General features: G+C 41.7%; 20 protein-coding genes and 1 rRNA gene. 9 read left to right on the top strand and 12 right to left on the bottom strand.

Annotated elements, in window-relative coordinates; genetic code table 11:
• Positions 1–45: 45 nt before the first annotated feature.
• Together rrf and GFB48_RS08685 are read left to right on the top strand one after the other, a co-directional pair.
• Positions 46–161 (top strand): 5S ribosomal RNA (rrf, locus tag GFB48_RS08690).
• Positions 162–1063: 902 nt separating this feature from the next.
• Positions 1064–1402 carry a cupin domain-containing protein gene (locus GFB48_RS08685; RefSeq protein WP_163934032.1) on the top strand — a complete coding sequence of 113 codons (339 nt, stop codon included), beginning with the start codon at positions 1064–1066 and terminating at the stop codon, positions 1400–1402.
• Here GFB48_RS08685 and GFB48_RS08680 read toward each other — a convergent pair.
• A complete protein-coding gene (locus GFB48_RS08680) occupies positions 1399–1794 on the bottom strand; it encodes an acetyl-CoA sensor PanZ family protein (RefSeq protein WP_163934029.1) in 396 nt (131 codons plus the stop codon). The genes GFB48_RS08685 and GFB48_RS08680 overlap by 4 nt on opposite strands.
• 64 nt (positions 1795–1858) lie before the next feature.
• Between GFB48_RS08680 and GFB48_RS08675 the strand changes: the two genes are divergently transcribed.
• Complete coding sequence (locus GFB48_RS08675; protein WP_163934027.1) at positions 1859–2110, top strand: YkgJ family cysteine cluster protein; 252 nt, start codon at positions 1859–1861, stop codon at positions 2108–2110.
• On the opposite strand, the gene GFB48_RS08670 is transcribed toward GFB48_RS08675, so the two are convergent.
• Genes GFB48_RS08670 through gpmI form a run of 3 tightly spaced genes read right to left on the bottom strand, consistent with a single transcriptional unit; the run spans position 2107 to position 6007 of the window.
• Positions 2107–3324, bottom strand: a complete 1218-nt coding sequence (locus GFB48_RS08670) for a S41 family peptidase (protein WP_163934024.1) — start codon at positions 3322–3324, stop codon at positions 2107–2109. The two genes, GFB48_RS08675 and GFB48_RS08670, sit on opposite strands and share 4 nt — an antisense overlap.
• Before the next feature lie 32 nt (positions 3325–3356).
• The gene (locus tag GFB48_RS08665; RefSeq protein WP_163934022.1) at positions 3357–4481 is read right to left on the bottom strand and encodes a murein hydrolase activator EnvC; all 1125 of its coding nucleotides are present in this window, start codon (positions 4479–4481) and stop codon (positions 3357–3359) included.
• Positions 4481–6007 carry a 2,3-bisphosphoglycerate-independent phosphoglycerate mutase gene (gene gpmI, locus GFB48_RS08660; protein WP_163934019.1) on the bottom strand — a complete coding sequence of 509 codons (1527 nt, stop codon included), beginning with the start codon at positions 6005–6007 and terminating at the stop codon, positions 4481–4483. Before gpmI ends, GFB48_RS08665 begins: the two co-directional genes overlap by 1 nt.
• A gap of 176 nt (positions 6008–6183) precedes the next feature.
• On the opposite strand from gpmI, the gene GFB48_RS08655 reads away from it, so the two are divergent.
• From GFB48_RS08655 to GFB48_RS08640, 4 genes are all read left to right on the top strand, one after another.
• Positions 6184–6618 carry a rhodanese-like domain-containing protein gene (locus GFB48_RS08655; protein ID WP_163934017.1) on the top strand — a complete coding sequence of 145 codons (435 nt, stop codon included), beginning with the start codon at positions 6184–6186 and terminating at the stop codon, positions 6616–6618.
• 51 nt (positions 6619–6669) lie between these two features.
• Positions 6670–7146, top strand: a complete 477-nt coding sequence (gene secB / locus GFB48_RS08650) for a protein-export chaperone SecB (RefSeq protein ID WP_163934015.1) — start codon at positions 6670–6672, stop codon at positions 7144–7146.
• A 10-nt stretch (positions 7147–7156) separates the two neighbouring features.
• Positions 7157–8161 (top strand): NAD(P)H-dependent glycerol-3-phosphate dehydrogenase, encoded by a 1005-nt coding sequence (gene gpsA, locus GFB48_RS08645; protein WP_240464846.1) that lies wholly within the window; start codon positions 7157–7159, stop codon positions 8159–8161.
• 128 nt (positions 8162–8289) lie between these two features.
• Positions 8290–9855 (top strand): hypothetical protein, encoded by a 1566-nt coding sequence (locus tag GFB48_RS08640; protein WP_163934010.1) that lies wholly within the window; start codon positions 8290–8292, stop codon positions 9853–9855.
• 17 nt (positions 9856–9872) lie between these two features.
• Here the strand turns inward: GFB48_RS08640 and GFB48_RS08635 are convergent, their stop codons facing one another.
• Positions 9873–11057, bottom strand: coding sequence for an NAD(P)/FAD-dependent oxidoreductase (locus tag GFB48_RS08635; protein WP_163934008.1), 1185 nt, complete (start codon positions 11055–11057; stop codon positions 9873–9875).
• A 148-nt stretch (positions 11058–11205) separates the two neighbouring features.
• Here GFB48_RS08635 and GFB48_RS08630 point away from each other — a divergent pair, with 148 nt between their 5' ends.
• Entirely contained in the window at positions 11206–13653 is a 2448-nt protein-coding gene (locus GFB48_RS08630) for a bifunctional diguanylate cyclase/phosphodiesterase (protein ID WP_163934006.1), read from the top strand.
• Here GFB48_RS08630 and GFB48_RS08625 read toward each other — a convergent pair.
• The 4 genes from GFB48_RS08625 to GFB48_RS08610 all read right to left on the bottom strand — a co-directional run bounded on the left by GFB48_RS08625 (position 13628) and on the right by GFB48_RS08610 (position 18062).
• Positions 13628–14578, bottom strand: coding sequence for an alpha/beta fold hydrolase (locus GFB48_RS08625; RefSeq protein WP_163934004.1), 951 nt, complete (start codon positions 14576–14578; stop codon positions 13628–13630). The two genes, GFB48_RS08630 and GFB48_RS08625, sit on opposite strands and share 26 nt — an antisense overlap.
• The gene (locus GFB48_RS08620) at positions 14571–16328 is read right to left on the bottom strand and encodes a DUF885 family protein (protein ID WP_163934003.1); all 1758 of its coding nucleotides are present in this window, start codon (positions 16326–16328) and stop codon (positions 14571–14573) included. Before GFB48_RS08620 ends, GFB48_RS08625 begins: the two co-directional genes overlap by 8 nt.
• Before the next feature lie 54 nt (positions 16329–16382).
• Positions 16383–17591: a uracil-xanthine permease family protein gene (locus tag GFB48_RS08615; RefSeq protein WP_163934001.1), complete on the bottom strand. Its 1209-nt coding sequence runs from the start codon at positions 17589–17591 to the stop codon at positions 16383–16385.
• 207 nt (positions 17592–17798) lie between these two features.
• Positions 17799–18062 (bottom strand): DUF5062 family protein, encoded by a 264-nt coding sequence (locus tag GFB48_RS08610; protein WP_163933998.1) that lies wholly within the window; start codon positions 18060–18062, stop codon positions 17799–17801.
• A gap of 102 nt (positions 18063–18164) precedes the next feature.
• Here GFB48_RS08610 and GFB48_RS08605 point away from each other — a divergent pair, with 102 nt between their 5' ends.
• A complete protein-coding gene (locus GFB48_RS08605; RefSeq protein WP_163933996.1) occupies positions 18165–19322 on the top strand; it encodes a GGDEF domain-containing protein in 1158 nt (385 codons plus the stop codon).
• Here GFB48_RS08605 and nrdG read toward each other — a convergent pair.
• The 3 genes from nrdG to hemN form a co-directional block, all read right to left on the bottom strand.
• On the bottom strand, positions 19310–19780 hold the full coding sequence (nrdG, locus tag GFB48_RS08600; protein WP_163933994.1) for an anaerobic ribonucleoside-triphosphate reductase-activating protein: 471 nt from the start codon (positions 19778–19780) through the stop codon (positions 19310–19312). The two genes, GFB48_RS08605 and nrdG, sit on opposite strands and share 13 nt — an antisense overlap.
• A gap of 5 nt (positions 19781–19785) precedes the next feature.
• Positions 19786–21906, bottom strand: a complete 2121-nt coding sequence (gene nrdD, locus GFB48_RS08595; protein ID WP_163933992.1) for an anaerobic ribonucleoside-triphosphate reductase — start codon at positions 21904–21906, stop codon at positions 19786–19788.
• A 171-nt stretch (positions 21907–22077) separates the two neighbouring features.
• Positions 22078–23445 carry an oxygen-independent coproporphyrinogen III oxidase gene (hemN, locus tag GFB48_RS08590; RefSeq protein ID WP_205597704.1) on the bottom strand — a complete coding sequence of 456 codons (1368 nt, stop codon included), beginning with the start codon at positions 23443–23445 and terminating at the stop codon, positions 22078–22080.
• Positions 23446–23448: the final 3 nt, after the last annotated feature.

Raw genomic sequence — 23448 nt, 5'->3', positions numbered from 1 at the left:
AGATTAGATTAACGCGCTAAAACAGCGAGTTAATAACAAATTATGCTTGGCGACCATAGCATTTTGGACCCACCTGACTCCATTCCGAACTCAGAAGTGAAACGAAATTGCGCCGATGGTAGTGTGGGGTCTCCCCATGTGAGAGTAGGTCATCGCCAGGCTTTAAATTAAGAATAAAGCCCTCTGCTAACGCAGAGGGCTTTTTTCGTATTTAAACCCGTAATGGCGATGACCCTCACATGGGGAATATTGATAGGCCGATGATTGCATCCTGCATAATCGTAACGATCGCCATCCATGGCGGGCGTAGGTGAAGACCGCCCGTAAATGGCGAAGCGATTTCAGGTCTGAACGACAAAATCTATGATTTTGGCTGGGCACCTTTGGATGCGAAGCGGTCGCCAGGCTTTACTCTTTGTTTTCACTTTGAAAAGTGAAGTCAAACAGCAGAAACAAGCCCCAACCTTTCGGTTGGGGCTTTTTTAATATGCACCATTTTAAACTTAGGAAGGTTAAATAAACTATTCTCAAACATTGCAGAAATTACCATATAGGGCTATCTTTATTAGGTCAGGCTTCTGTAGCTGACTCTCTACTGTAAAGTTAAGGCTAGTTTTTCTTAATAGCTTTTTGTTATTACTACTAAAAGTAATGCAACACTAGCCAACAATGCATGCTGAATGCATTAAGGGCTTATCTTCAGTTGTGCTTAGACTGATCCTAAGGTTTAGATTAAATTTGCGGAAGGAGTGGCGATTAAGTGATAAGAGTTTTTACAGATTGACCTTCACGCATTAGCGTATCAATGCCGCATATAAGGCATTCTAGGGTACCTTGATAGCCATAGCTATCGGTACCCTTTTCTATTTATGAGTTATTTCACTCCTGATTACCTATTCACATATTGAATTACCGTATACTTCCCAGTTTATCCGCTGTATATTTTACAGAATTTATTTCCTAAGTTATTGAATTTACATTGACCTTATAATATCGAGGTTTGTATTTTTGGTGTTTTTTTAGACTACCAGTCAGTGTCAAGAGTAAATGATGAGGATTAGTTTTGATAAGCAGTAAACAAAACGGAGAATATTACCTTTGGGGTGACAATTGTGATGGCTGGCATTTAGTAGCGAATGAGCAGTTGAGTGTTATTGAAGAGCGAATGCCAGCTGGGGCTGTTGAGCAACGCCATTATCACCAATACGCCCAGCAATTCTTCTATGTACTTGAAGGAGTGTTATCCTTTGAACTTGATGGTGAAATTTATCAGTTGGCTGAGGGGGAGGGATTACTAGTAGCAGCTGGTAAATCCCATCAGGCGAGAAATGACTCAGAGGCCGAGGTAAGGTTTATTGTTACCTCCACGCCTCCAAGTCATGGTGATAGAATCGTCAGCTAGCTACTAAGCATCCAACTGCCGTCTACCTGTGGTTCATAACCACAGCTTACTAATACTTTTCTAAAGGTACTTGGTACTTTTAAATCATTATTAAATGTCAGCTGCGTTGGGGTCTTAAAGTGTTTAATTACTTGGCGCAGTAAATCATGGCCAATGCCGCGGTTTCTGTTAATCTCACCTACTATGAGATGCTCAATGATCAATGATCGTTGTTCTAAATTTACATGGCAAGAGGCGATGTGGCGGTCGTTAAAGGTAGAGGTAAATAAGTATCCATCGGTTACAGCTGCCAATTGTGGCGCTAACCATTCAGGGATATCTGCACAAATCTTGGCTAAATCGGCTTCTAAACGGGCATCGATCTCAGAAATAGGTTTTACCATTAATCGCATGTTTATAACTCTTTAATTAAATGTTTTAATTGTCGCTATCATTTCTGACATTATACATGGGCTTATGGATTGTAGACTAGGCTGTGGTGCATGTTGTATTGCACCTTCAATAAACTTGCCCATTCCGGGTATGCCAAATGGTAAAAAAGCAGGGGAACGATGCATCCAGTTGGATGACAATAACCTGTGCAAGTTGTTCGGTAAGCCAGAAAGGCCGGCATTGTGCGGTCAATTTAAAGCGGGTAAAGATGTGTGTGGCGATAGTTCAACAGAAGCTCTAGCCCTTATAACAGAACTAGAGCGCTTAACCAGTTAATTGTTTACAGCAATTAAGTTTGATTGTTGATTTAAAATTTCAAGAGCCTTGAATAAGCTTTTATCTTCAATAAGCATCATATCAATAACAGGATCAGTTATTTTAGTTGCTAAAGACCTGTTCTCCATCTTGCTAGCAGGATCAACAATGATGTCTGGAGTAATACCAACATCATGAATATCATTTTTATTAGGTGTGTAATAACGAGCTGTCGTCAGTTTAAGTGCGGTGCCAGCAGGTTGGCTAGGTAAAACCGATTGGACAGTACCCTTGCCAAACGACGTTTGCCCAATTAGCTTAGCCCTGCCATTTTCTTGCAATGCTGCTGCGAGTACCTCTGCTGCAGAAGCCGATCCTTTGTTGATCAGAACAATCAGTTGTTGTTGATGTTGCACTTTATTTTTTTGCGCTATGTATTCACGATTTGCATATTTAAACCTACCAGATGTTTTGACAATAGTTCCTTCAGTAATAAACATATCAGCAATCGAGATAGCTTCTCTTAGCAATCCTCCAGGATTGTTTCTTAGATCTAAGATTATGTTTTTATTGGTTATTGGTAGTTGTTCAAGTGCTGCTTCGAACTGCTGGCTAGTGTCCTCATTAAAATTGTGCAGCTTAATGAGTTGTGTGTCTTCGGTCACGGTGGTCGATGTGACCGAAGCGACCATGATGTTAGCTGGTAACAACCTTTTAAGTAGACTCTGGTTGTCTCGGTAAATTTCAAGCTCAATTGGCAAGCCATCATTACTTGATTGTTTAATTGAAAGTAACAACTTATCTACTTCGGCAAGAGTCACAGGATTGTTATTGATTTTCTTAATTACGTCTCCGGCCTGAATTCCTGCGGCAGCAGCCGGTGAGTTTGCTAAGGGAGTAATAATGGTAAGCAAATCATTTTTTATTGAAACTTCGATACCATAACCAAAGTATTGGCCTTTGCTGTTGTCGTAAAATACGGCAAGGTCATCCTTGTTAAGGTAGTCTGAATATGGGTCAAGTGAAGTTAGGATGCCTTCAACGGCAGCCATTTCTAGTTGTGCGATATCGACATCATCAACATAGAATTGACTAACGGAATTTAATACATCATTAAGTATTGAAAATGGTGCCTCATCATCCGTAAATTTACTATCTTGGCTTGAGTGTGTAACTGTAATACCAAGGCTAAATCCTATTAATATGGCACATAGATAACGGATAATAGTCACCATGAGCTCTCCAGAATTTGAAGAGCAAACGGTACCTATTTACAATACTTGCTAGGATTAACCGCTTGCCCTTTATGTCGTAATTCAAAGTATAGGCCAGCTTTTGATTTCCCACCTGAATTTCCAACAAGAGCGATGGTATCGCCTTTTTTGACGCGAGCACCGGTTTGACCTAGGAGTGCTTGAGCATGGGCATATAAGCTCATATAGCCTTCACCATGATCGACAACCGTCATCATGCCGAAGTTATTCATCCAATCAGAAAAAATGATAACACCATCAGCAATGACTTTGACCGGAGTGCCTTCTTTGGCGCTGATATTGATGCCTTTCCACTTTACTTGAGCGCTACGTTTACTTCCAAAGCTATTAGTATGATTTCCAGATACGGGCCAGGATAGTTTGCCTGCGGATTTTGCTAATCCAGAAAAATGGGTGGGCCGTTGCAAGCTGTCAGTTATCAGTTTTTGCAAGCTAGCTTGTTCTACTTCAAGTTGTTCTAAACCTAGGGTTGAGCTGCTGATATTAGATTGCAGCTGTTTTAAGGTTTTTTCACGTTGAGACTTTTGCAGTTTAAGTTGCTGACTTTGCTCTAAGTTAGCAGCCACTAAATTTTGTAATTTGGCTTGCTGGATCGATTGCTGCTGTTGGCGTTGGTACAACGTATTTTCAGTTTCTTGGAGCTTATCAATGGCTTCACTGCGTGCTTGGCTTAAGGCTTGATAGTAAACGCTAAAGCGTTCGGCTTGGGATACTTGTTGCTGTTCAAGCAGAAGTTGTAAAAAGCTGTGAGAGCCTATTTTATAAGCAGACCGTATCGAGCTGATAAGTTGCTGCTGCTGAATACTCATCTGGTCTTCAAGCTGAAGTATTTCCTTGCGAGTGACCTCTATCGCTTTTTTTATTTGTGTAAGCTCATCTTTGCTTTGACTGAGCTTCTTAGCAACTCTTGCAACTGCTTTTTCGTCCTTTTTTAACAGCGCGAGCAATTTTTTATGCTGTTGTCTTCTATTACTAATACTGGCTTGTTGTTTAGCAATCTGTAGCTTAATTTGCTCAAGTTCTAGCTGTCTCTGTTTCAGATCAGCGTTATCGCTACCGTTGGCTGTGCCGGCAATTAAGCCGGCACACAAACCTACTACTAATAAACTAAGTCGCATTAATTAACAGTCATTAATGGCTTGCCAGTCATCTCTGCAGGAATAGGGTATCCCTTCAGCGCTAAGATGGTTGGTGCAATATCGCTTAGACAGCCACTTGCAGCTGCTGTCGCTTGCCTACCGTAATAAATGAATGGCACAGGCTCACTGGTATGTGCTGTATGTGCTTGACCCGTCTGTTCATTTTTCATTTGTTCAGCATTACCATGGTCTGCAGTTATTAAGCACTCACCATGATTGTTGTTTAAGGCTTCTATTACCCTAGCAATCGAGCGATCTACCGCTTCACACGCCTTAATGGCAGCTTCAAGGTTACCCGTGTGTCCAACCATATCACCGTTAGGATAGTTACAAATAATGACATCATACTTGCCAGAATCGATAGCGCTAACCAGTTTGTCAGTTAGCAGTTCAGAGTTCATTTCTGGCTGCAGATCATAGGTGGCAACATCAGGGGAAGGGATCAACTCACGATCTTCACCTTCAAAAGGAAGCTCTTTACCACCATTAAAAAAGAATGTGACATGGGCGTACTTTTCAGTTTCAGAAATACGTAGCTGGGTCTTGCCTAGATTTTGTAAGGTCTCGCCTAATGTGTTTACGAGGTCTACCGAAGGAAAAGCACAGCTGGCGTTAATGTCTGCGGCATACTCTGTCATCATGACAAAGTCACTTAGCTGTGGCATGACTTTACGGTTGAAGCCTTCAAAGTTAGCTTCGGTAAAGCAGCGCGTTAACTGGCGAGCGCGATCAGCGCGGAAGTTGCAAAAAATGACACTATCACCATCTTCCATTTTTACTTTGTTAACAATGGAAGAGGCCGCGACAAACTCATCATTTTCATCACGATCATAGGCAGCGTTCAAAGCGGCAACTGCGGTGTCGTAATGGTATTCACTTTGGCCTAGAGTGATCACATCGTAGGCTGCTTCAACGCGCTCCCAGCGGTTATCTCGGTCCATGGCGAAGTAACGCCCAACAACAGAAGCAATATGGCCACAGCCAAGTTCGCTAAATAACGCTTCAATCTTGCTTAAGGAACCTTCAGCACTACGAGGAGGCGTATCTCGACCGTCTAAAAAAGCGTGCAGGTAGACTTTAGCGCCTTTTTGGTGGCACAGTTTGATGGCCGCGACAATATGGTCTTCATGGGAATGTACGCCACCGGCGGACAACAAGCCCATTAAGTGAACGGCTTTACCCTTAGCATTAGCCGCGTCAATGGCGTTAACCAGTGCAACGTTGTTATTAAAATCGCCATCTTTAATGGCTTTACCAATGCGAGTCAGTTCTTGATAGACCGTTCGACCTGAACCGATGTTTATATGGCCAACTTCAGAGTTACCCATCTGGCCATCAGGCAAGCCTACATGGCCACCCGATGCAGAGATGAGCATGCTTGTTGATTCATTCCAAAGCTTATCGAGAGTTGGAGTGTTTGCTAGAGAAATAGCATTATCAGGGGCGTCTTCTCTATGACCCCAGCCATCAAGGATGACCAATGCAAGTGTTTGCTTGTCGCTCATGGGTAATTACCAAATAAAAAATAAACTGGTTACTATATTACTATCCAATTTAAACAGTTTAAATGTAAAAATGTTATTAACTTAAGCGGCTAATATGATTCTTTGCTGAAATTTTATCAACTGCTAGGTATAATTCACGCAAATTTTCATTTTCAGTAAGTAAGTAGGTATCTGCAATGTTGGAATTTATGGATTTCCTTGGCCGCAACCCGGTATTGTCCATCGCTTGGGTTGGTTTATTTTTAGTACTGGTTGTTTCTGTAATTAAAGGCATAACTTCTAAAGTACAAAAAATTAATCATCAACAAGCTGTGCAATTAATTAATCGCCAAGATGCGACGATTGTTGATGTACGCAGTAATGAAGAGTTCAAAAAAGGTCATATCACTGGAGCTGTTAGCCTTCCGGTCGCGGATATTAAAAATAATCAGTTAGGAAAACTTGAAAATAAAAAATCTGCACCCATTATAGTGGTATGCACAGCAGGGATGACATCAACTCAATGCGCCAATCTTTTGGTTCAACAAGGATTTGAAAGTGTTTATAACTTGCAAGGTGGCATGACTGATTGGTTAAATAATAATTTGCCAGTTGTTCGCAAAAAAAATTAGTAGGCAAACAAGCGTCTATTCTAACTAAAATTAATTAAAAAAGGTTTTAACATGTCTGAGCAAGCAGTAAACAACGAAGCACAAGCCCCACAATTTAATATCCAACGTGTATACACCAAAGATATTTCTTTTGAAACACCAAATAGCCCGGCTATTTTCCAAAAAGAATGGAACCCAGAAGTTAAACTTGACCTAGATACACGCAGCAACAAGTTAGCAGAAAATGTATTTGAAGTTGTGTTAACGCTTACCGTTACAGCCTCTATTGGTGAAGAAACAGCATTCTTAGCTGAAGTTCAGCAAGCCGGTATCTTCTCTATTGAAGGCTTAACAGAACAACAACTTGCACATTCATTAGGCGCATACTGCCCTAACGTATTATTCCCATATGCACGTGAGACAGTATCTAACTTAGTGAATCGTGGAACATTCCCACAGCTAAACTTGGCGCCTGTTAACTTCGATGCATTATTTGCCCAGTACGTTCAGCAAAGCCAACAAGCTGCTGCTGAAGAACAGGCTCAATAAGGTATTAGCTTTGTCTTTTTTTGATATTGCTGTGTTAGGTGCCGGTTCCTATGGCACCTCTTTGGCAATTGCGATTGCTCGGAACGGTCATAAGGTTTGTTTATGGGGGCACAACCCAGAGCATATCAACACCCTTATTAAAGATGGTTCAAACGAAAGGTTTTTACCTGGTATCGCCTTTCCTGAAGCGTTGTCACTTGAGTCTGATTTAGCAAAAGTGGCGGCTTCAACTAAGGAAATTTTAGTGGTTGTTCCGAGTCATGTTTTTGCACAAGTTTTGACTCAATTAAAGCCTCACCTGCAAGCAGGTACCCAAATTACTTGGGCCACTAAAGGCCTTGAGCCTGAAACCGGTCGGTTGTTGCAAGAAGTTGCTCGAGAAATTTTAGGTGATGACTATTCTTTAGCGGTTTTATCTGGGCCTACCTTCGCAAAAGAATTAGCTGCGGGCTTGCCAACAGCTATTGCCGTAGCATCCGAAAACCAACTTCATTCAGCCAAAATTGCAGACCTGTTACGTTGTGAATCTCGCCTAAGGGTTTATCAGAATCATGATTTTATAGGCTTGCAATTGGGTGGCGCGGTTAAAAATGTCATCGCAATTGGTGCGGGAATGTCAGATGGTTTGGGTTTTGGTGCCAATGCAAGAACGGCGTTAATCACTCGTGGCCTAGCGGAAATGTGCCGTCTTGGCGAAGCGGTTGGTGCCAATAGTAATACCTTTATAGGTATGAGTGGTCTAGGGGATTTAGTGCTTACTTGTACGGATAATCAGTCTCGCAATAGACGTTTTGGTTTAGCGTTAGGTAAAGGACATGAAATCCAACAAGCACAAGATGATATTGGCCAAGTGGTAGAAGGCTATCGCAATACTAAAGAGGTATTTGTGTTGGCGAAACGATTAGACGTTGAAATGCCAATTACTGAGCAAATATATCAAGTGTTGTATGAAGGTAAGCCTGCTATTGAAGCGGCTAAAAGCCTCTTGTCTAGAACTCCGAAGTCCGAGCATTAATTATAAGTCATTGATAAAAAAGGTGCCTACTGGCACCTTTTTTGTCTTTCAATGACAAATATTGATGCAATATTAAATTTAGGTCGCTATATTTAAAATATAATTAACATCTTGTCTAAGAGGGTATAGTGAGGAATACAAGCAGTGGTTTTTCATTTATTCTTTTGACAGTACTTTCCTTTCCCCTTATTGCCGAGTCATGTCTCACAGAAGACCAAGTGCTGCTCGAGCAAAACAACATTTTCAATACCGAAGCCGAAGGCACAATCTGGCTTCATAGACTTGCCAACAATCTTCACCTCACGACTAAGCAAGCGGCCATTAAAGAGGAGCTTGCTGGCTTTGATATTTGTCCTAATGATGCTGCTGGCCTTGCTGAGATTGAACGCCATTTAAGGAATTCAAGATATTTAAGAGATGCAAGAGTCACCAAAACAGAGGATGATCAAGTCAAAGTGGAAACTTGGGATACGTGGTCACTTTTGCCAACGATAAATTTTGGGCGCTCAGGGGGAGAAAATAATTACAGCATAGGTATTAGAGATAGTAATTTTTTAGGTTATGGAATCTATAGTAAATTTGCCTATAAGAAGAATTATTTAAGGACTGGATATTCTTTAGCGATTCGGGCGCCATTATTTACAGGTAATAATGCCTATGCCAGTGTTGCTCTGTCAAAAAACAGCGATGGTAGCGATAAGTATCTGAGTTTATTCAGACCGTTCATGTCTCTAGATAGTGAATGGGGAGCCGGGGTTAGTCTACATGATACCACTCAAACAGATTTGATTTTGGCAGGTCACGATAGTGTTAATGAATTTAGACATGTTATTGAACAAGGAGACCTATGGTTTGGCTGGCGTTTAAGCCGTTTTAGTGGCGTCAGTAAAGTTCGCCGTGTAAAGCTTGGATTTACCATTGATAAGCATTACTTCTCAGAGCCGATAATAGATACGCTTCCCCAAAATAGGCATTTTCAATATCCTTGGATAGAAATTCAAAAACGGCAAGATGGCTATAAAAAATTAACCAATGTTTATTTAATCAACCGTATTGAAGATATTAATTTTAATTTAGATTATCGAGCTAGATTAGGTGTTGATACATCAAATACAGCAGCATCAGGCAAGGGTGCTATCTGGGAATTGGGCTTTCAAAAAGCCACTCAGATTTTTGATGATTTGATCTGGAAAACTAGCTTTAATAATAATGGGGAACGTCGCCCTAATGGAGAATATCGAATTGCTTCAAGGCTATACAATGAGGTTTTCTATCGGCTCAACGAAAGCGTTTCGGTTTATGGCAAATTAGATGGCGTGGCATCTCAGAATCAATATTTAGATACCCCGATAACCTTGGGTGGCGATAATGGTTTGAGGGGGTACCCTATTCAGTATCGCCACGGCGATCATTACCTTTTGGGAACCATAGAAGGTCGATGGTATCCAAATATTAATGTTTACCGTCTATTTGAACTTGCTGGTGTGGCTTTTTACGATATTGGGAATACTTTTGGGGGCAATTTATATCAGCAATCAAGAGCCACTATGAATAGTGTAGGCATAGGCTTGAGGGCCTATTCGACCCATGCCTCAAATAACAATATTGTCCATCTAGATTTCGCCAAGCCAATAACTGACGATCCTAAACTCAGTAATTGGGAGCTGAGAATTCAAGTCAAAGAGCAGTTTTGAATACTCAGCTTAAGCCTTTATTTTTGCGCTAAACCACAGGCGACGCCTGAGGCCCATGCCCATTGGAAATTAAAGCCACCCAACCAGCCAGTAACATCAAGCACTTCTCCAATAAAGAACAATCCTGGTACGAGCTTACTTTCCATGTTTTTACTTGAAATTTCATCGGTATTAACACCACCAAGGGTTACTTCGGCGGTTCGGTAACCTTCGGTTCCACCAGGTTTAATACAAAGCTGATGCAATTTGTCATTGATAGCTTGCAATTGGGTTTTGCCCAGTTGTGCGATAGGCGTTACTAGAATTTGCTCATCAATCAAAGCTTCAACTAGTCGTTTGGGGATTAGGTTGCTCAGAGCATTTTTGGTACTCAGTTTTGGTTGCTTGTGGATAATCCTATTTAGTATTTCAATAACATTTTGGTTTGGAAGTAGATCAATGGTGACCACTTCGCCAGCTACCCAGTAATTGGAGATTTGTAATACTGCTGGCCCGGATAACCCACGGTGGGTGAATAACAGATCTCTATCAAAACTTGGACCACGTTGTGCTTGAATGGTTACGGGTAACGAAATGCCAGAGAGTGTGGCAAAATTTTGTTTGTCATCAGGTTGCAAAGTGAAAGGGACTAATCCTGCTCTTGTTGCGATGATGCTATGGCCAAATTGCTCGGCAACTTGATAGCCAAAGGGGGTCGCACCAAGTTTTGGCATAGATAAACCACCTGTAGCGATAACCAGTTTTAAGCCACAAAATTCACCTTCAGAGGTATTGATTACAAAGCCGTTAGGCGTATGTTCAATGGCGATAATTTCATGGCGCAATCTAATATCGCAACCTGCCCATTCGCATTCAGTTAATAGAATATTCAATAAATCCTGAGCAGAGTTCAAACAAAACAACTGACCATGGTCGCGCTCCTCGTATTGCAGTCCGTGGCGCTCTACTAGCTCTATAAATTGAGTTGATGGATAGCGTGCTAGCGCCGATTTAACAAAATGAGGATTACTGCAAACAAAATGATTGGGCTCTACTTTTGTGTTGGTGAAATTAGACTTACCGCCACCACTAATGAGAATTTTACGGCCAGATTTTTTAGCATTATCCAATACTAAAACTGAACAGCCTTGATAGCCGGAAGTTGCGGCACACATTAAGCCGGCGGCACCGGCGCCGATGATGATAGTGTCGAATGTCTGCATTGAAATAAAAGGCTTCTTAACAATATTAATTAATGTGCTTATTATAAAGAATTTCGTTGTAAGTTTTTGAGACTTTGGTTTCTTTTTTGCTGTAAAAACGGCAGTTAATAGGTTATGTTGATGTTTTTATATCATCACGAGAGTTATTGTGTTCGGAAAAAAATGGTCACTTGGGGTTGCATTACCTATTTTAGTGTTGTGTTTTTTTTGGAGTTATCTATTCATAGAGTATAACTTTGAAATGACGAGCACTAAGGCGCAGGTCATAGAACGTCAGTCAATGCTGACAGACCAGCAAATAGATAGATTCATTGAGCAATCTTCATTGGCTATGGAACAAAAGCAGTTCTCTCGGGTTGCGGATGAACTTACAATTTTGACTTCCGATATTAATGTGTTGGTGGCTGTGTTGCTAGATAAGCAGGGCGTGGTTAAGCACTCTAATCATTATGTCTGGCGCAATAACGCTGCTTCCGAAGTATTAGATGGCTATCAGAGTAAAACCCATCAAAAACAAATAGAAGTTGGCTCCTCTCAGCTGTTATTTAACTCATCAAGGCTAACCTTACAAGGCTACTATCCGCTAAACCAACATTTATTAAATATTGAACAAAACATCGAATTATTTTACATCGAGTATGATATTTCTTTAGCTCTTAATCGTGCTCAAATTGAAATCCAGCAGATATTTATTAATAAAGGGATCGTAGGCACAATATTAATTGTTCTATTTTTCTTTAGCTTACACTTCATGCTTATTAGGCAGTTACGCTCACTGGTGACGGCAGAAGAAGGGCAGGTTGGTAACGGTAAACTTTATTTTTCTGAAGTAGATGCGGTTGCTAAGCGAATTACATCACTGCATATGCAACTGTCGAGTTGCTCAAAAAAATTAAAAGAAAGCGAGCAGAGGTGGCTTTACAGTATTGATGGCTCCGCTAGTGGGGTTTGGGACTGGTCAATTAATACTGGTCGAGTTTTTCTGTCCGATAGATGGAAAGAAATGTTAGGTTTTATGCCTGATGAACTGCCATCAAGCTTTCAGTCCTGGGAAAGTCGATTACATCCAGATGATAAAGATACAATTTTATCTGAATTAAATAGCTATCTAAAAGGTGAAATTGATAGTTTTGAAAATGTTCATAGGCTGCGTCATAAAGATGGACATTTTGTTTGGGTATTAGATAAAGGTTCGGTAGTACAGTGGGATGAACAGGGCAATCCGATGAGGATGATTGGATCGCACACGGATATTAGTGATGATGTATCCTCTAACCGAGTACTCAATAAAGCTTCTATTAGCGATAGTTTGACACAACTTCCTAATAGGCAAGCTTTAATCGATAGAATGAAAAGCCTAGAGCCTAAAATTACCAAGACCCAAAGCGGTTTAATTTTGCTTGATGTTGATAACTTTAAAACTATTAATGAAGGTTTAGGTCGTCAATTAGGTGATGAAGTGCTAATGCAGTTAGCAAGAAGATTGCAAAATCATTTTGCTAAGAGAGCCTTTTTGGCACGATTAAGTGGTGATGAGTTTGCCATTCTATTTGAAGGCTTGTCCGCAATTAATGGTACCCATCGAACCATTGTTTTTGCTGAAGAAATCAAAAAGGTAATTTCTCATCCTTTCATTATTAATGAGCAACAACTTCATATTAGGGTCAGTTTAGGGGTATCGATGATCCATGGGGGGTGTGAGGATCCTATCTCTGCCATTTCTCAAGCTGAACTGGCGATGTTTCAAGCTAAGGAGCAAGGTAGGGATACTTTCGCAATGTATACTCCTGAATTGCAAAATAAAGCAAAACTGAGCTTATGGATACAAAACGAGCTCAGAGAAGCGTTGTCAGAAGATAAGCTCCAAGTGCATTTCCAACCTATTGTGGATAATGATAACCAGATAAAAACCATTGAAACGTTACTGAGATGGGAGCATCCAGTTAAAGGATGGATTTCGCCAGCAGAGTTTATTCCCGTTGCTGAAAGTAGTGAGCTTATCGTTCAACTTGGGCATTGGGTAGCAGAGAAAATTTGCCAGTATATATCTACTCTCAAAAATAACGGCATTATTGATATCCCGGTGTTCGCGATTAATGTGAGTGCTAGGCAGTTCTGTCAGAATGACTTCAAGGCAAGTTTGATGGGGGTATTAGATAGATATAAAATCGAACCCCGTCAAATTGAACTAGAACTCACTGAATACGTAGTTTTAAGCCCAGGTTTAGATTCGGTGGAGCGCTTAACCGAGTTTAGCAAAGAAGGATTTAGTATAGCTATTGATGATTTTGGTACAGGTTTTAGTTCCCTAAGTTACCTACAACAGCTGCCTATTCAAAAGCTTAAAATCGATTCAAGTTTTATTTCAAAAATAGGCCAAGGAAGCAAGCCAAACATTCTGGTGAAGTCAATTATAGATTTAGCGCATAACATGAGTTTAAGTGTCGTTGCTGAAGGTGTTGAATATGGGCATCAACAACAATGGCTAAGTGCCAATGGCTGTGATTTATATCAAGGATATTTATTCTATAGGCCATTGGCGCCTGCCGATATGCTAACACTTTTAAAGACTAGCAGTATTTCTGAAACTCTCTAAAAATCGCTTCAAGAGTTGGGTTCCTTATCGAATCACTTTCTAGCAGTAATTCATGCTTAGCATTGTCAATTTTGAGTAATTGGCAGTGTGGGGCATGGCAGGTAAACCTATTTTGAGAATAATTGTCGACGATATTATCTGCGCCCGCTTGGATAATTAATGTCGGCACAGACAGCTGACTCGCAGCGGATAAATTGTTGCTGCAAGCTTTAAAAGCCTGATCAAGCCAACCATTAGTGGGCGAGCCCAGTTGCATGTTGGGATGCTCAAGGTACAGCTCCCTAAACCACTGATAACGTTTCGCATCACCAGTTAGCTCATTACCAGCAAAAGGCTCAGGATCATATTTACCGCCACCTAGAATATATTTGTTTTTGAGCCCTAGTTTTAATAATACTGCTAATAATAGCTTAACCAACGCTTTAGGGGCGGGTAGCTTAATTCCAAGCATAGGTGCACAGAGTGCGGCAGCAGCAAAATCCTGCGGATATTTAAGCATATAATCGATAGCAATCGCCCCCCCCATAGAATGCCCAAGCAGAAGTAAGGTTCCTTGGCATTTGGGTTGAACAATTTTATTGAGCCATAAGCTAAAGTCATCGGTGAATTGGTTAAAGTCGTTAATATGTCCTTTATGGGAGTCAGCAAGTAAACGTTCAGACAACCCCTGCCCGAGGTGGTCGATAGCAAATACTTGGTAGCCTTGCTGGTGGAAATCATAAATGACTTCCAGATATTTAAGATAACCTTCGACTCTGCCTGAACTGATCACTACCGTAGCTTTAGCATTAGCTAATGGGTAATAACAATAATTAATTCTTTTACCGATGGAGTTGCTAAAGTTCCCTTCAATAAGACCTTGCTGGAATTGTTGCAGCTGTTGAGCAGAGATCTTGTTTTGATAGCCAAGAAATAAATCAGTCATCGAGTTGCTCTTTTATATATTGCTGTACTTGCTTTTCAAGCACATTTAATGGCACAGAACCTTGCTCTAAGATGACTTGATGGAATTGTCTAATATCGAATTTATCCGCCAACTCTACTTCAGCTTGTTTACGAAGGCGCTTAATCGTCATCTCGCCAATTTTGTATGATAAAGCTTGACCTGGCCATGAAATATAGCGGTCAATTTCAGTGGTAACATTATGCAAAGAAAGTGCTGTGTTTTTGGCCATAAAGTCAATTGCCTGCTGACGGCTCCAACCTTTAGCATGAATTCCGGTATCAATCACTAATCGGGCAGCTCGCCACATTTCATAGGTCAGTCGACCAAAATTGGAGTATGGGTCTTTATAAAATCCCATCTCTAATCCCAAGTATTCAGCATATAAGCCCCAACCCTCACCAAAGGCAGAAATATAACCATAACGGCGGAAATTTTGTAAATTATCTAACTCTTTGTTAAGGGCGATTTGTAAGTGATGGCCAGGAACAGCTTCATGCAAGGTTAGCGCTTCCATTTCATAAAGTGGACGCTTGTCTAAAGCATAAGTATTGACCCAATAATAACCCGCCCGATCTTCACGGTTAGAGCCCGAATAACGGCCTGTGGTGTATTTGGGGGCTAGTTCAGCTGGAACTTCCTTGATGCCGTAGGTTTGCCTTGGTAATTTGGCAAAAAATTTGGGCATTTGTGCGTCAGCTTTTTTAGCAATGAAAGCCGCTTCCTTTAAAAGCTCGGCTGCCGATTTAGGATAAAATTGGGGATCGTTTCTAAGAAACTGTAAAAATTCACTGAAATTGCCTGTAAAGCCTGTTTGTTGAATGACCTGCTCCATTTCTTTACGGATGCGTGCGACCTCTTTAAGCCCCATCTGGTGAACCTGATCAGGGGTAAGGTCTAATGTTGTGTAGAATTTAATACGATTATGATAAAAGGCTTTACCATTTGGTAAATCATAGGCCGCTAATGACTCCCTTGCATTAAGCTGATAGTCATTCACCATGAAATCATAAAAGGCTAAATAGGCTGGTATAACATGACTATTTATGGCTGCAATTGTCTGGGTTTGCCATTGTTCCTGTGTTGCTTTGTCTATCGAGTCGGGAAGCCGATTAAGGGGGCTGTAATAAACACTTTTATGCGCTTCCGTAATAAAAATACTGATGCCATCTTCGACCCCAGCTAAAACCGCCTTGGGTAATGTGTTACCCGTGGCTAGACCTTGCTTCATCCATGCAATTTGTTGCTCAAAATAAGGTTTTACTTGGGTAATTTTTTTCAGGTAATTGTCAAAATCTTGCTGGTTTTTTATGTCAGTACTTCTGCCCATGCCCGCTAAGTAAGAGTGGAAACCACCTTCGGCCATAATCGGTACTTGATGCATATTAAAATAATAGCTATCGATTTCATTTTGCACTTGACGAAGCAGGATTTGGCGATTGATTTCAGCACTATTGTCGGTTTGCACACCGAGTTTAATCAGCTTGTCACGAATGATGGTATACGCCTGAACTTTACTTTCTAGTGCAGCAGCAGAAACATCATCAAGTTTGCCTTTCGCGTCTTTATCGCCAAAGGCTGCAGCAAGTGATGGGCTGTGATTAAGATTGACTTGCCAGTGCTGGCTTATTACGGATTCGAGGGTATCAACAGCGACGGAAGGATTGTTGCTACAAGCAATGAGGCTGCTGGTAAAGGCACCAGCAACCAATATTTTTTTAAAGATATTCATGGCATTAACAGTAATTTTTATTTCAATCCATCTTATGCCAGAGTCACTTCAAAGTTAAGCTTTTTGCTCTTGAGGTAAGATGATATTTAGGATGATCGCAAGAATACCGCACAGGCCAACACCTTTAAGGGTAAACTCGCCAAGGCCTATAGCCATGCCGCCAATACCAAATACTAAGGTCACCGCCACAATCACCAAATTACGAGGCTGATTAAGGTCTACTTGCTTCTGAATAAGGGTGTTCAGACCAATCGCGGCAATTGAACCAAATAGCAGGCACATGATGCCGCCCATTACTGGCACAGGAATCGAAAGTAATACCGCCCCGGTTTTGCCAACAAAAGCTAAAGCTATCGCAAAACATGCTGTCCAAGTCATAATTGCAGGGTTATAGGTTTTAAGAAGGCTTACTGCACCGGTTACCTCACCGTAGGTCACAACAGGTGGCCCACCAAAGCTGGTGGCGGCAATAGTCGCGAAACCATCACCCATTAATGAGCGATGAATACCTGGCTCTTTAATAAAGTCTTTACCCGTCACATTGGAAATGGCCAGCATGTCACCAAAGTGCTCGATAGTGACAATTAAACCGATAGGAGCAATAAACAAAATTGCCTCCCAGCTAAATTCTGGGGTAACAAATTCAGGCGCTGAGAACCACTGAGCATCTGCAATTGTGCCAAAATTAATAATGCCATAGTAACTGCCAAGACCATAACCTACTAATACACCGCATAAAATAGGCAGTAGCTTGAGCATGCCTCGAGCCATGGTTGAGATGATAATCGTGGTAATAAGAGAGGCCAATGAGATAATCATAGCAATGTCTTGCTCGACTAGCTGAACTGCACCATCACCAGTTTTACCTAGGGCCATGTTTACTGCAGTAGGGGCTAGGGCTAAACCAATCACCATAATGACTGGACCAACGACCACTGGCGGTAGATATTTTTCAAAGACTTCTACCCCTCTTTCTTTAACTACAGCCGATGCTAATAAAAACACCACACCGGCAGCCATTAGGCCACACATGGTTGCTGCCATACCAAATTGCTCAGCACCTAGAATAATTGGCGCGATAAAGGCAAAAGAAGAACCTAGATAGATAGGGATTTGACGTTTAGTGCAAAGTTGGAAAATCAAAGTACCCACACCAGCACCTAATAGTGCTAATCGAGGGTCAATGCCCGTTAGAATCGGTACCAGCGTAGTTGCACCGAAGGCCACAAGTAGCATTTGTGCGCCAAGAATTGGAGTCTTCATAAAGCCTCTAATGTATTTATATGTTTATCTTCCCAGAACTGATTGGGGCGTGTGAGCTGTTAATACCAAATTGGATTGGTATAAAGTATAGATACTTTCTGGCCTAAGTGATTTCTAGGCCTAACGCTGGAAAGGTATACTATTACTCAAGCGATATTGTTAACTAGTGTTATTTGTCCTTAAATTTAACGATGTGATCCAGTTCACTTAGGTTTCTAATAATGGGTGATCTTCAGGTAGCTGCTTTGTTAACCACAACACTAAACGGTGGCGCATTTCTGGGCCAGTTTCTTTTTGTGGTGGTAGCGGTGTAATTCTTTTATCTGCAACCAGCATACGATAACTGGCCTCAACTTTATCTTTTTCAGAGGCTCCTGGGGGAAAAGAGCCAAATCCCCTTTGGACACCGTAAGCCTGTGCCAGTACGAGTGACTTTTTAAGTAATTGCCCTTCATTTTTAAATTTTTTCAACGTGAAACCCCTAATTGTTAAATATAAATTGAGTTACAAAGTGACTGGTGTATAAAATAGCATCAATAGTTAATGGTGTGTTAATAAATTAGGGATGATGAAATGCCATTTTCAGTCAGTCATGTACACATAACCGTATCCATCATTGCGCTAATTTTAACCTTGGTAATGCTAGTAACTTGGCTTTATATCTATAAAAAGTCTTTTGTTGCGTTGTGGTGTGGCTTTTTTTCACTGATATTAATAAGCAGCTTGCTAAATAGTGTTAAAGCAGGAATGGGGCATTTTTCACTTTATTGGTTAGTGGTTAATTTTACCACTATCAGTGCTTATTTGCTTTGCGTGGCGGGGCATAGGGCAAGGCTAGGGGAAAAGCCATTGACAACCTGGATGTTGCTCTATTGCGTTGCATTATATGCAGGTTTGGTATTTTCTACTGTGGTGGTTCCGCACCAGGGGCTTAAAATGTTTTTAGTTCCTTTGAGCGAAGCGCTGGTGGTGTACTATTGTGCCTATTTGTTGTGGTGTACTCCTTCAAAATATAAACCTGCTGAAAGAACCATGATCGTAGGTCTCACAATATGGGGTGGAATTCAGTTTGCCACTGCACTTATCGTACTATCACAAGGAAGTCTTGCGGTTCCACAAACGATAGCTTTATATGAGAGTATCAATAATTTATTTACCCCAGCGGCCTATGTAGGTATGGGGCTTTCATCAATTTTAATCATTGCCAGTGACCTAGCCAAAGAATTGAGAAAACAGGCTAATACAGACACCCTAACAGGGGCATTGAACCGCCGAGGTTTAACAAGTTTATGTATGCAGCAAGCACCTTCAGCAGAAGTGGCCACTCTGGTATTAATTGATTTAGATGACTTTAAAGGGATTAATAATCAATATGGCCACGACGGTGGTGATAAAGCATTGCGTCGTTTGGTTGAAATCGTCAATGAGAATATACGCGGCGATGACATTATTTGCCGCTTAGGCGGAGATGAATTTGTATTATTGTTGCGAAATACCAAGCTAAAACAGGCGACCTTGGTTGTTAATAGAATCCAACAGCAAATGAAGGCGCTAGCGATCGAAAACAACAACATTGAGATAGCCCTAGAAGCAAGCTTTGCTATCCAACAAGTGCACACGCCCTGTGATGATATTTTCGATAAAATTAAAACAGCGGATAAGGGCTTGTTTCAAGCCAAAAATAGAGGCAAAAACCAAATTGTATTATTACAAGATGGTTATAGTGTTTGAATGTTAATGATTCTCTGATTGCTACTGCCCCTAAACTTTAAGCTAGGGTCTTTTAATTCTTGCTCAAATTTACCATCGACTAACACATCAATCATAGCCACTATGCGACGTTGTTTGTCGCTGAGCTGTTCATAGCTATAGCCACTCCACATCCAAATGTCTTTATCAGGACAGGCGGCTTTTACTTGAGTAACGATATCCAAAATACCATCCAGATTTGCAGGATGCAGGGGATCACCACCAGAGAGTGATAACCCCCGTCTTGGGATGCGACTGTCCTGCAAATCTATAATGATTTGTTCAACCAATGCCTGAGTCACAGGGATACCGCTCGTTGGCGATAAGGTGCTTTGGTTGAAACAGCCGCGGCAATGGTGCTCACAGCCTGCAACAAACAGGCTAACACGGGTGCCGGGGCCGTTGATCACATCAAGGCTGTGGTATTTATGGTAATTCATAATGACTACAGGTGCTTCACTCGGCGTTGCACTTCTACTTGCTTACCGAAGTTAAATGGACGTGCTTCTGGGCTACCCAAATAGCCACACACGCGACGAGTCACAGATACGCTGGCGCTGTCATTGTTACCACAGCCAGGGCAGCAAAAGCCCTTAGAAGTGGTCTCAAACTCACCGGTGTAACCACATTGGTAGCATTCATCAATTGGGGTATTGGTGCCATAGTAAGGCACTCGGTCATAGCTGTAATCCCAAACGTTTTCTAACGCTTCAAGGTTATGTTGCATGTTTGGGTATTCGCCGTAGCAAATGTAGCCGCCGTTAGAAATGGCAGGGTATGGCATTTCAAAATCGATTTTATCGTACGGGTTCGCCTGCTTTTCTACATCTAAATGGAACGAGTTGGTGTAGTAGCCCTTATCAGTTACCCCCTCAATTGCCCCAAATGTTTTAGTATCAAGGGTACAGAAGCGAGAGCACAGATTCTCACTCGGGGTCGCATACAGGCTAAAGCCATAACCAGTTTCGGCTTTCCACTGCTCGGTTTGCTGTTTCAGGTATTTGACAATCGCTATCGCCTTTTGTTGCCGCTTGGCATCATCAAAGAGGTGTTTGTCACTACCGTAAAGTGCATTAATGGTCTCATGCACGCCAATATAACCAAGGGAAATAGACGCTCGACCGTTTTTAAAGATTTCGCTAACAGGGTCTTCTGGACCTAAACGTACGCCACAAGCACCTTCCATGTACAGTATTGGGGCAACTTTTGCTTTGACGTTATTTAGGCGCTCAATGCGAGACATCAGCGCATCTTTAGCAACACTTAGGCGCTGATCAAGGATTTTGTAGAAGGCCTGCTCATCATTTTTAGCTTCAATGGCAATGCGCGGCAGGTTAAGGCTGACCACACCGATATTATTGCGCCCTTCATGGATCAGCTCGCCAGCTTCTTCATAGGTCCCTAGGAAGCTGCGACATCCCATTGGGGTTTTGAATGAACCTGTTACTTCCACTACTTTGTCATAGTTAAGAATGTCCGGGTACATACGCACGCTAGCGCACTCTAGTGCTAACTGCTTAATGTCATAGTTAGGATCCTGTGGTTGACGGTTTAAGCCTTCTTTAATGGCAAACACGAGTTTAGGGAACACGGCGGTTTTGGCATTTTTACCTAGACCGGCAATGCGAATTTTGAAGATAGACTGTTGAATTAGACGCGCCTGCCAGCTATCACCTAGGCCAAAGCCAAAGGTCACAAATGGTGTTTGGCCGTTGGCGGTATGCAAGGTGTTAACTTCATATTCAAGTGACTGGAACGCGTCTAGACACTCTTTCTCGGTCATTTTTTTAGCATACTGCTCAGCATTAGGGATATCCCACTCTTGCGCTGTGGCCAGGTGCTTATCATGGCTAAGGGTAACGTATGGGGCTAATACTTCATCAATACGGTTGATGGTGGTGCCACCATAAATATGGCTGGCCACCTGAGCAATGATTTGTGCCGTCACAGCAGTGGCGGTAGCAATGGATTTTGGCGTTTCAATTTCAGCATTCCCCATTTTAAAGCCGCCGCTTAACATACCCTTCAGATCGATGAGCATACAGTTAAACATAGGAAAAAATGGCGAGTAGTCTAAGTCATGGTAATGCAGTTCACCCGCGTCATGGGCGTTAACAATATGCTTAGGCAATAGGTGATTACGGGCATAATGCTTAGCCACAATGCCGGCTAATAAGTCACGCTGGGTTGGGATCACTTTGCCATCTTTGTTGGCATTTTCATTGATAACAGTTAAGTTACTTTGGTCGATTAAGCCTTCGATTTCTTGAATAAGCTGGCTGTTCTTTTCACGAGCTAAGTCCCGCTCAAAGCGGTATTCAATATAATGACGCGCCACGGACTTATCGGCTAGATGCATCAGTTGGTCTTCAACGAGCTGCTGCAGTTGGTGGATAGTGATCTCATTTAGCGACGTTAGCTTAGCTTTAATAGCATTTAAGATTTGTATGGGATGATCATCAGGCTCTACAGCGGAAGCCGTAAATGCTTTCGATACGGCATCAATAATTCGATTACCATCAAACAGGCTGCGACGTCCGTCGCGTTTAATAACAGCTAGCTTCACCTTGACTCCAAAATTTAATGCACAACATATTGATATATGTTGGTAGGAAATGTCTATATGGTCTATTAGACCTGAAAAGGTAAAACTGTAAATTGATCTGGATCGGGATTTGAATTGATGGGGTGGTCAAAATGTAGCCTCCGACTTTTAAAGTGAGAGGCTACTCGGATCTTAGATAACTCGTGAAAATTGTTGTTGACGAGCTTTTTCTCGGAAGTAGCTATCGAAGCACATACAGATATTACGGATCAGCAATTGGCCGGTACCTACCACCTTTAATTGTCGAGCTTGATAGGACACTAGGCCATCATCAATAAAGGTTTGTAATAGCGCTAAGTCATGCTGGAAATATTGCTCAAATTCAATAGAAAACTCCGCCTCTATGGCGGCAAAGTCCAATTCAAAATGGCAGATTAACTGCTTAATCACCGCACGACGAATGAGGTCATCTTCTGTTAATGCGCAACCTTTCCATAGAGCGTGCCCTTGCTCATCAATGGCAGCATAGTAGGGTTTTAAATCTTTCTGGTTTTGGGCATAGGCTTTGCCTACTTGAGAAATTGCCGAGACCCCAAGGCCCAATAGGTCACATTCCGGTTGGGTGGTATAGCCCTGGAAATTACGGTGTAATTTACCCGCCCTTTGCAGCTTTGCTAGTTCATCATCCGGCTTAGCAAAGTGGTCCATGCCTATGTACTGGTAGCCAGCCGCGGTTAGTTGCTCAATAGAGTTATGCAGCATGGATAATTTAGCCTGAGGGCCCGCTAAATGTTCATCTTTAATCTTACGCTGGGCGGCAAATCGAGCCGGCATATGGGCATAGTTAAATACCGACAGTCTGTCTGGGCTTAATTCTATGGTGCGTTCAATGGTCTTTTTAAAAGATTCTGGGGTTTGATGGGGCAGACCATAAATTAAATCAGCGTTGCTCGACTCAAAACCAAGTGCTTTGGCTTTGGCAAATAAATCAAAAATAAACTGTTCATCTTGCTCACGGTTAACTGCCACTTGTACGTCTTTATTAAAGTCCTGTACACCGACACTAATACGATTAAAGCCTACTGCCTTAAGGGTGTCTAAGGTCGAGAGTTTGATTTCCCTTGGGTCAATCTCAATCGAGAACTCGCCATCATCAGCAAAATTAAATTGCTCTTTTAATAGGCTCGTCACCGCCACAATTTGTTCGTCGGTTAAAAATGTTGGTGTACCACCGCCCCAGTGCATCTGTGTCACTTGGTAGTCTTTAAATAGTGGCGCGCGACTCATAATTTCTTTGGTGAGGTACTCAAGGTACTGATCGGCCTTGTGCTGGTGGCGGGTGACAATTTTATTACAGCCACAGTAGTAGCAAAGTTTATGGCAAAAGGGCACATGCAGATACAGGGAAAGCTTACGACTATCACTATTGATGATGGCTTGACGCCATTGAGCTTCATTGAAATCTTGATTAAATTCAAGTGCCGTAGGATAGGACGTGTAACGGGGGCCACTGTAATTATATTTTTCTATTAATGATTGATCCCAAGCTAATTGGCTCATGCC

Source organism: Paraferrimonas sp. SM1919 (assembly GCF_010993985.1).
Taxonomy (GTDB): Bacteria; Pseudomonadota; Gammaproteobacteria; order Enterobacterales; family Shewanellaceae; genus SM1919.
Note: the sequence above shows the minus strand (reverse complement) of the source record. Positions and strands in the feature narration are given on the sequence as shown.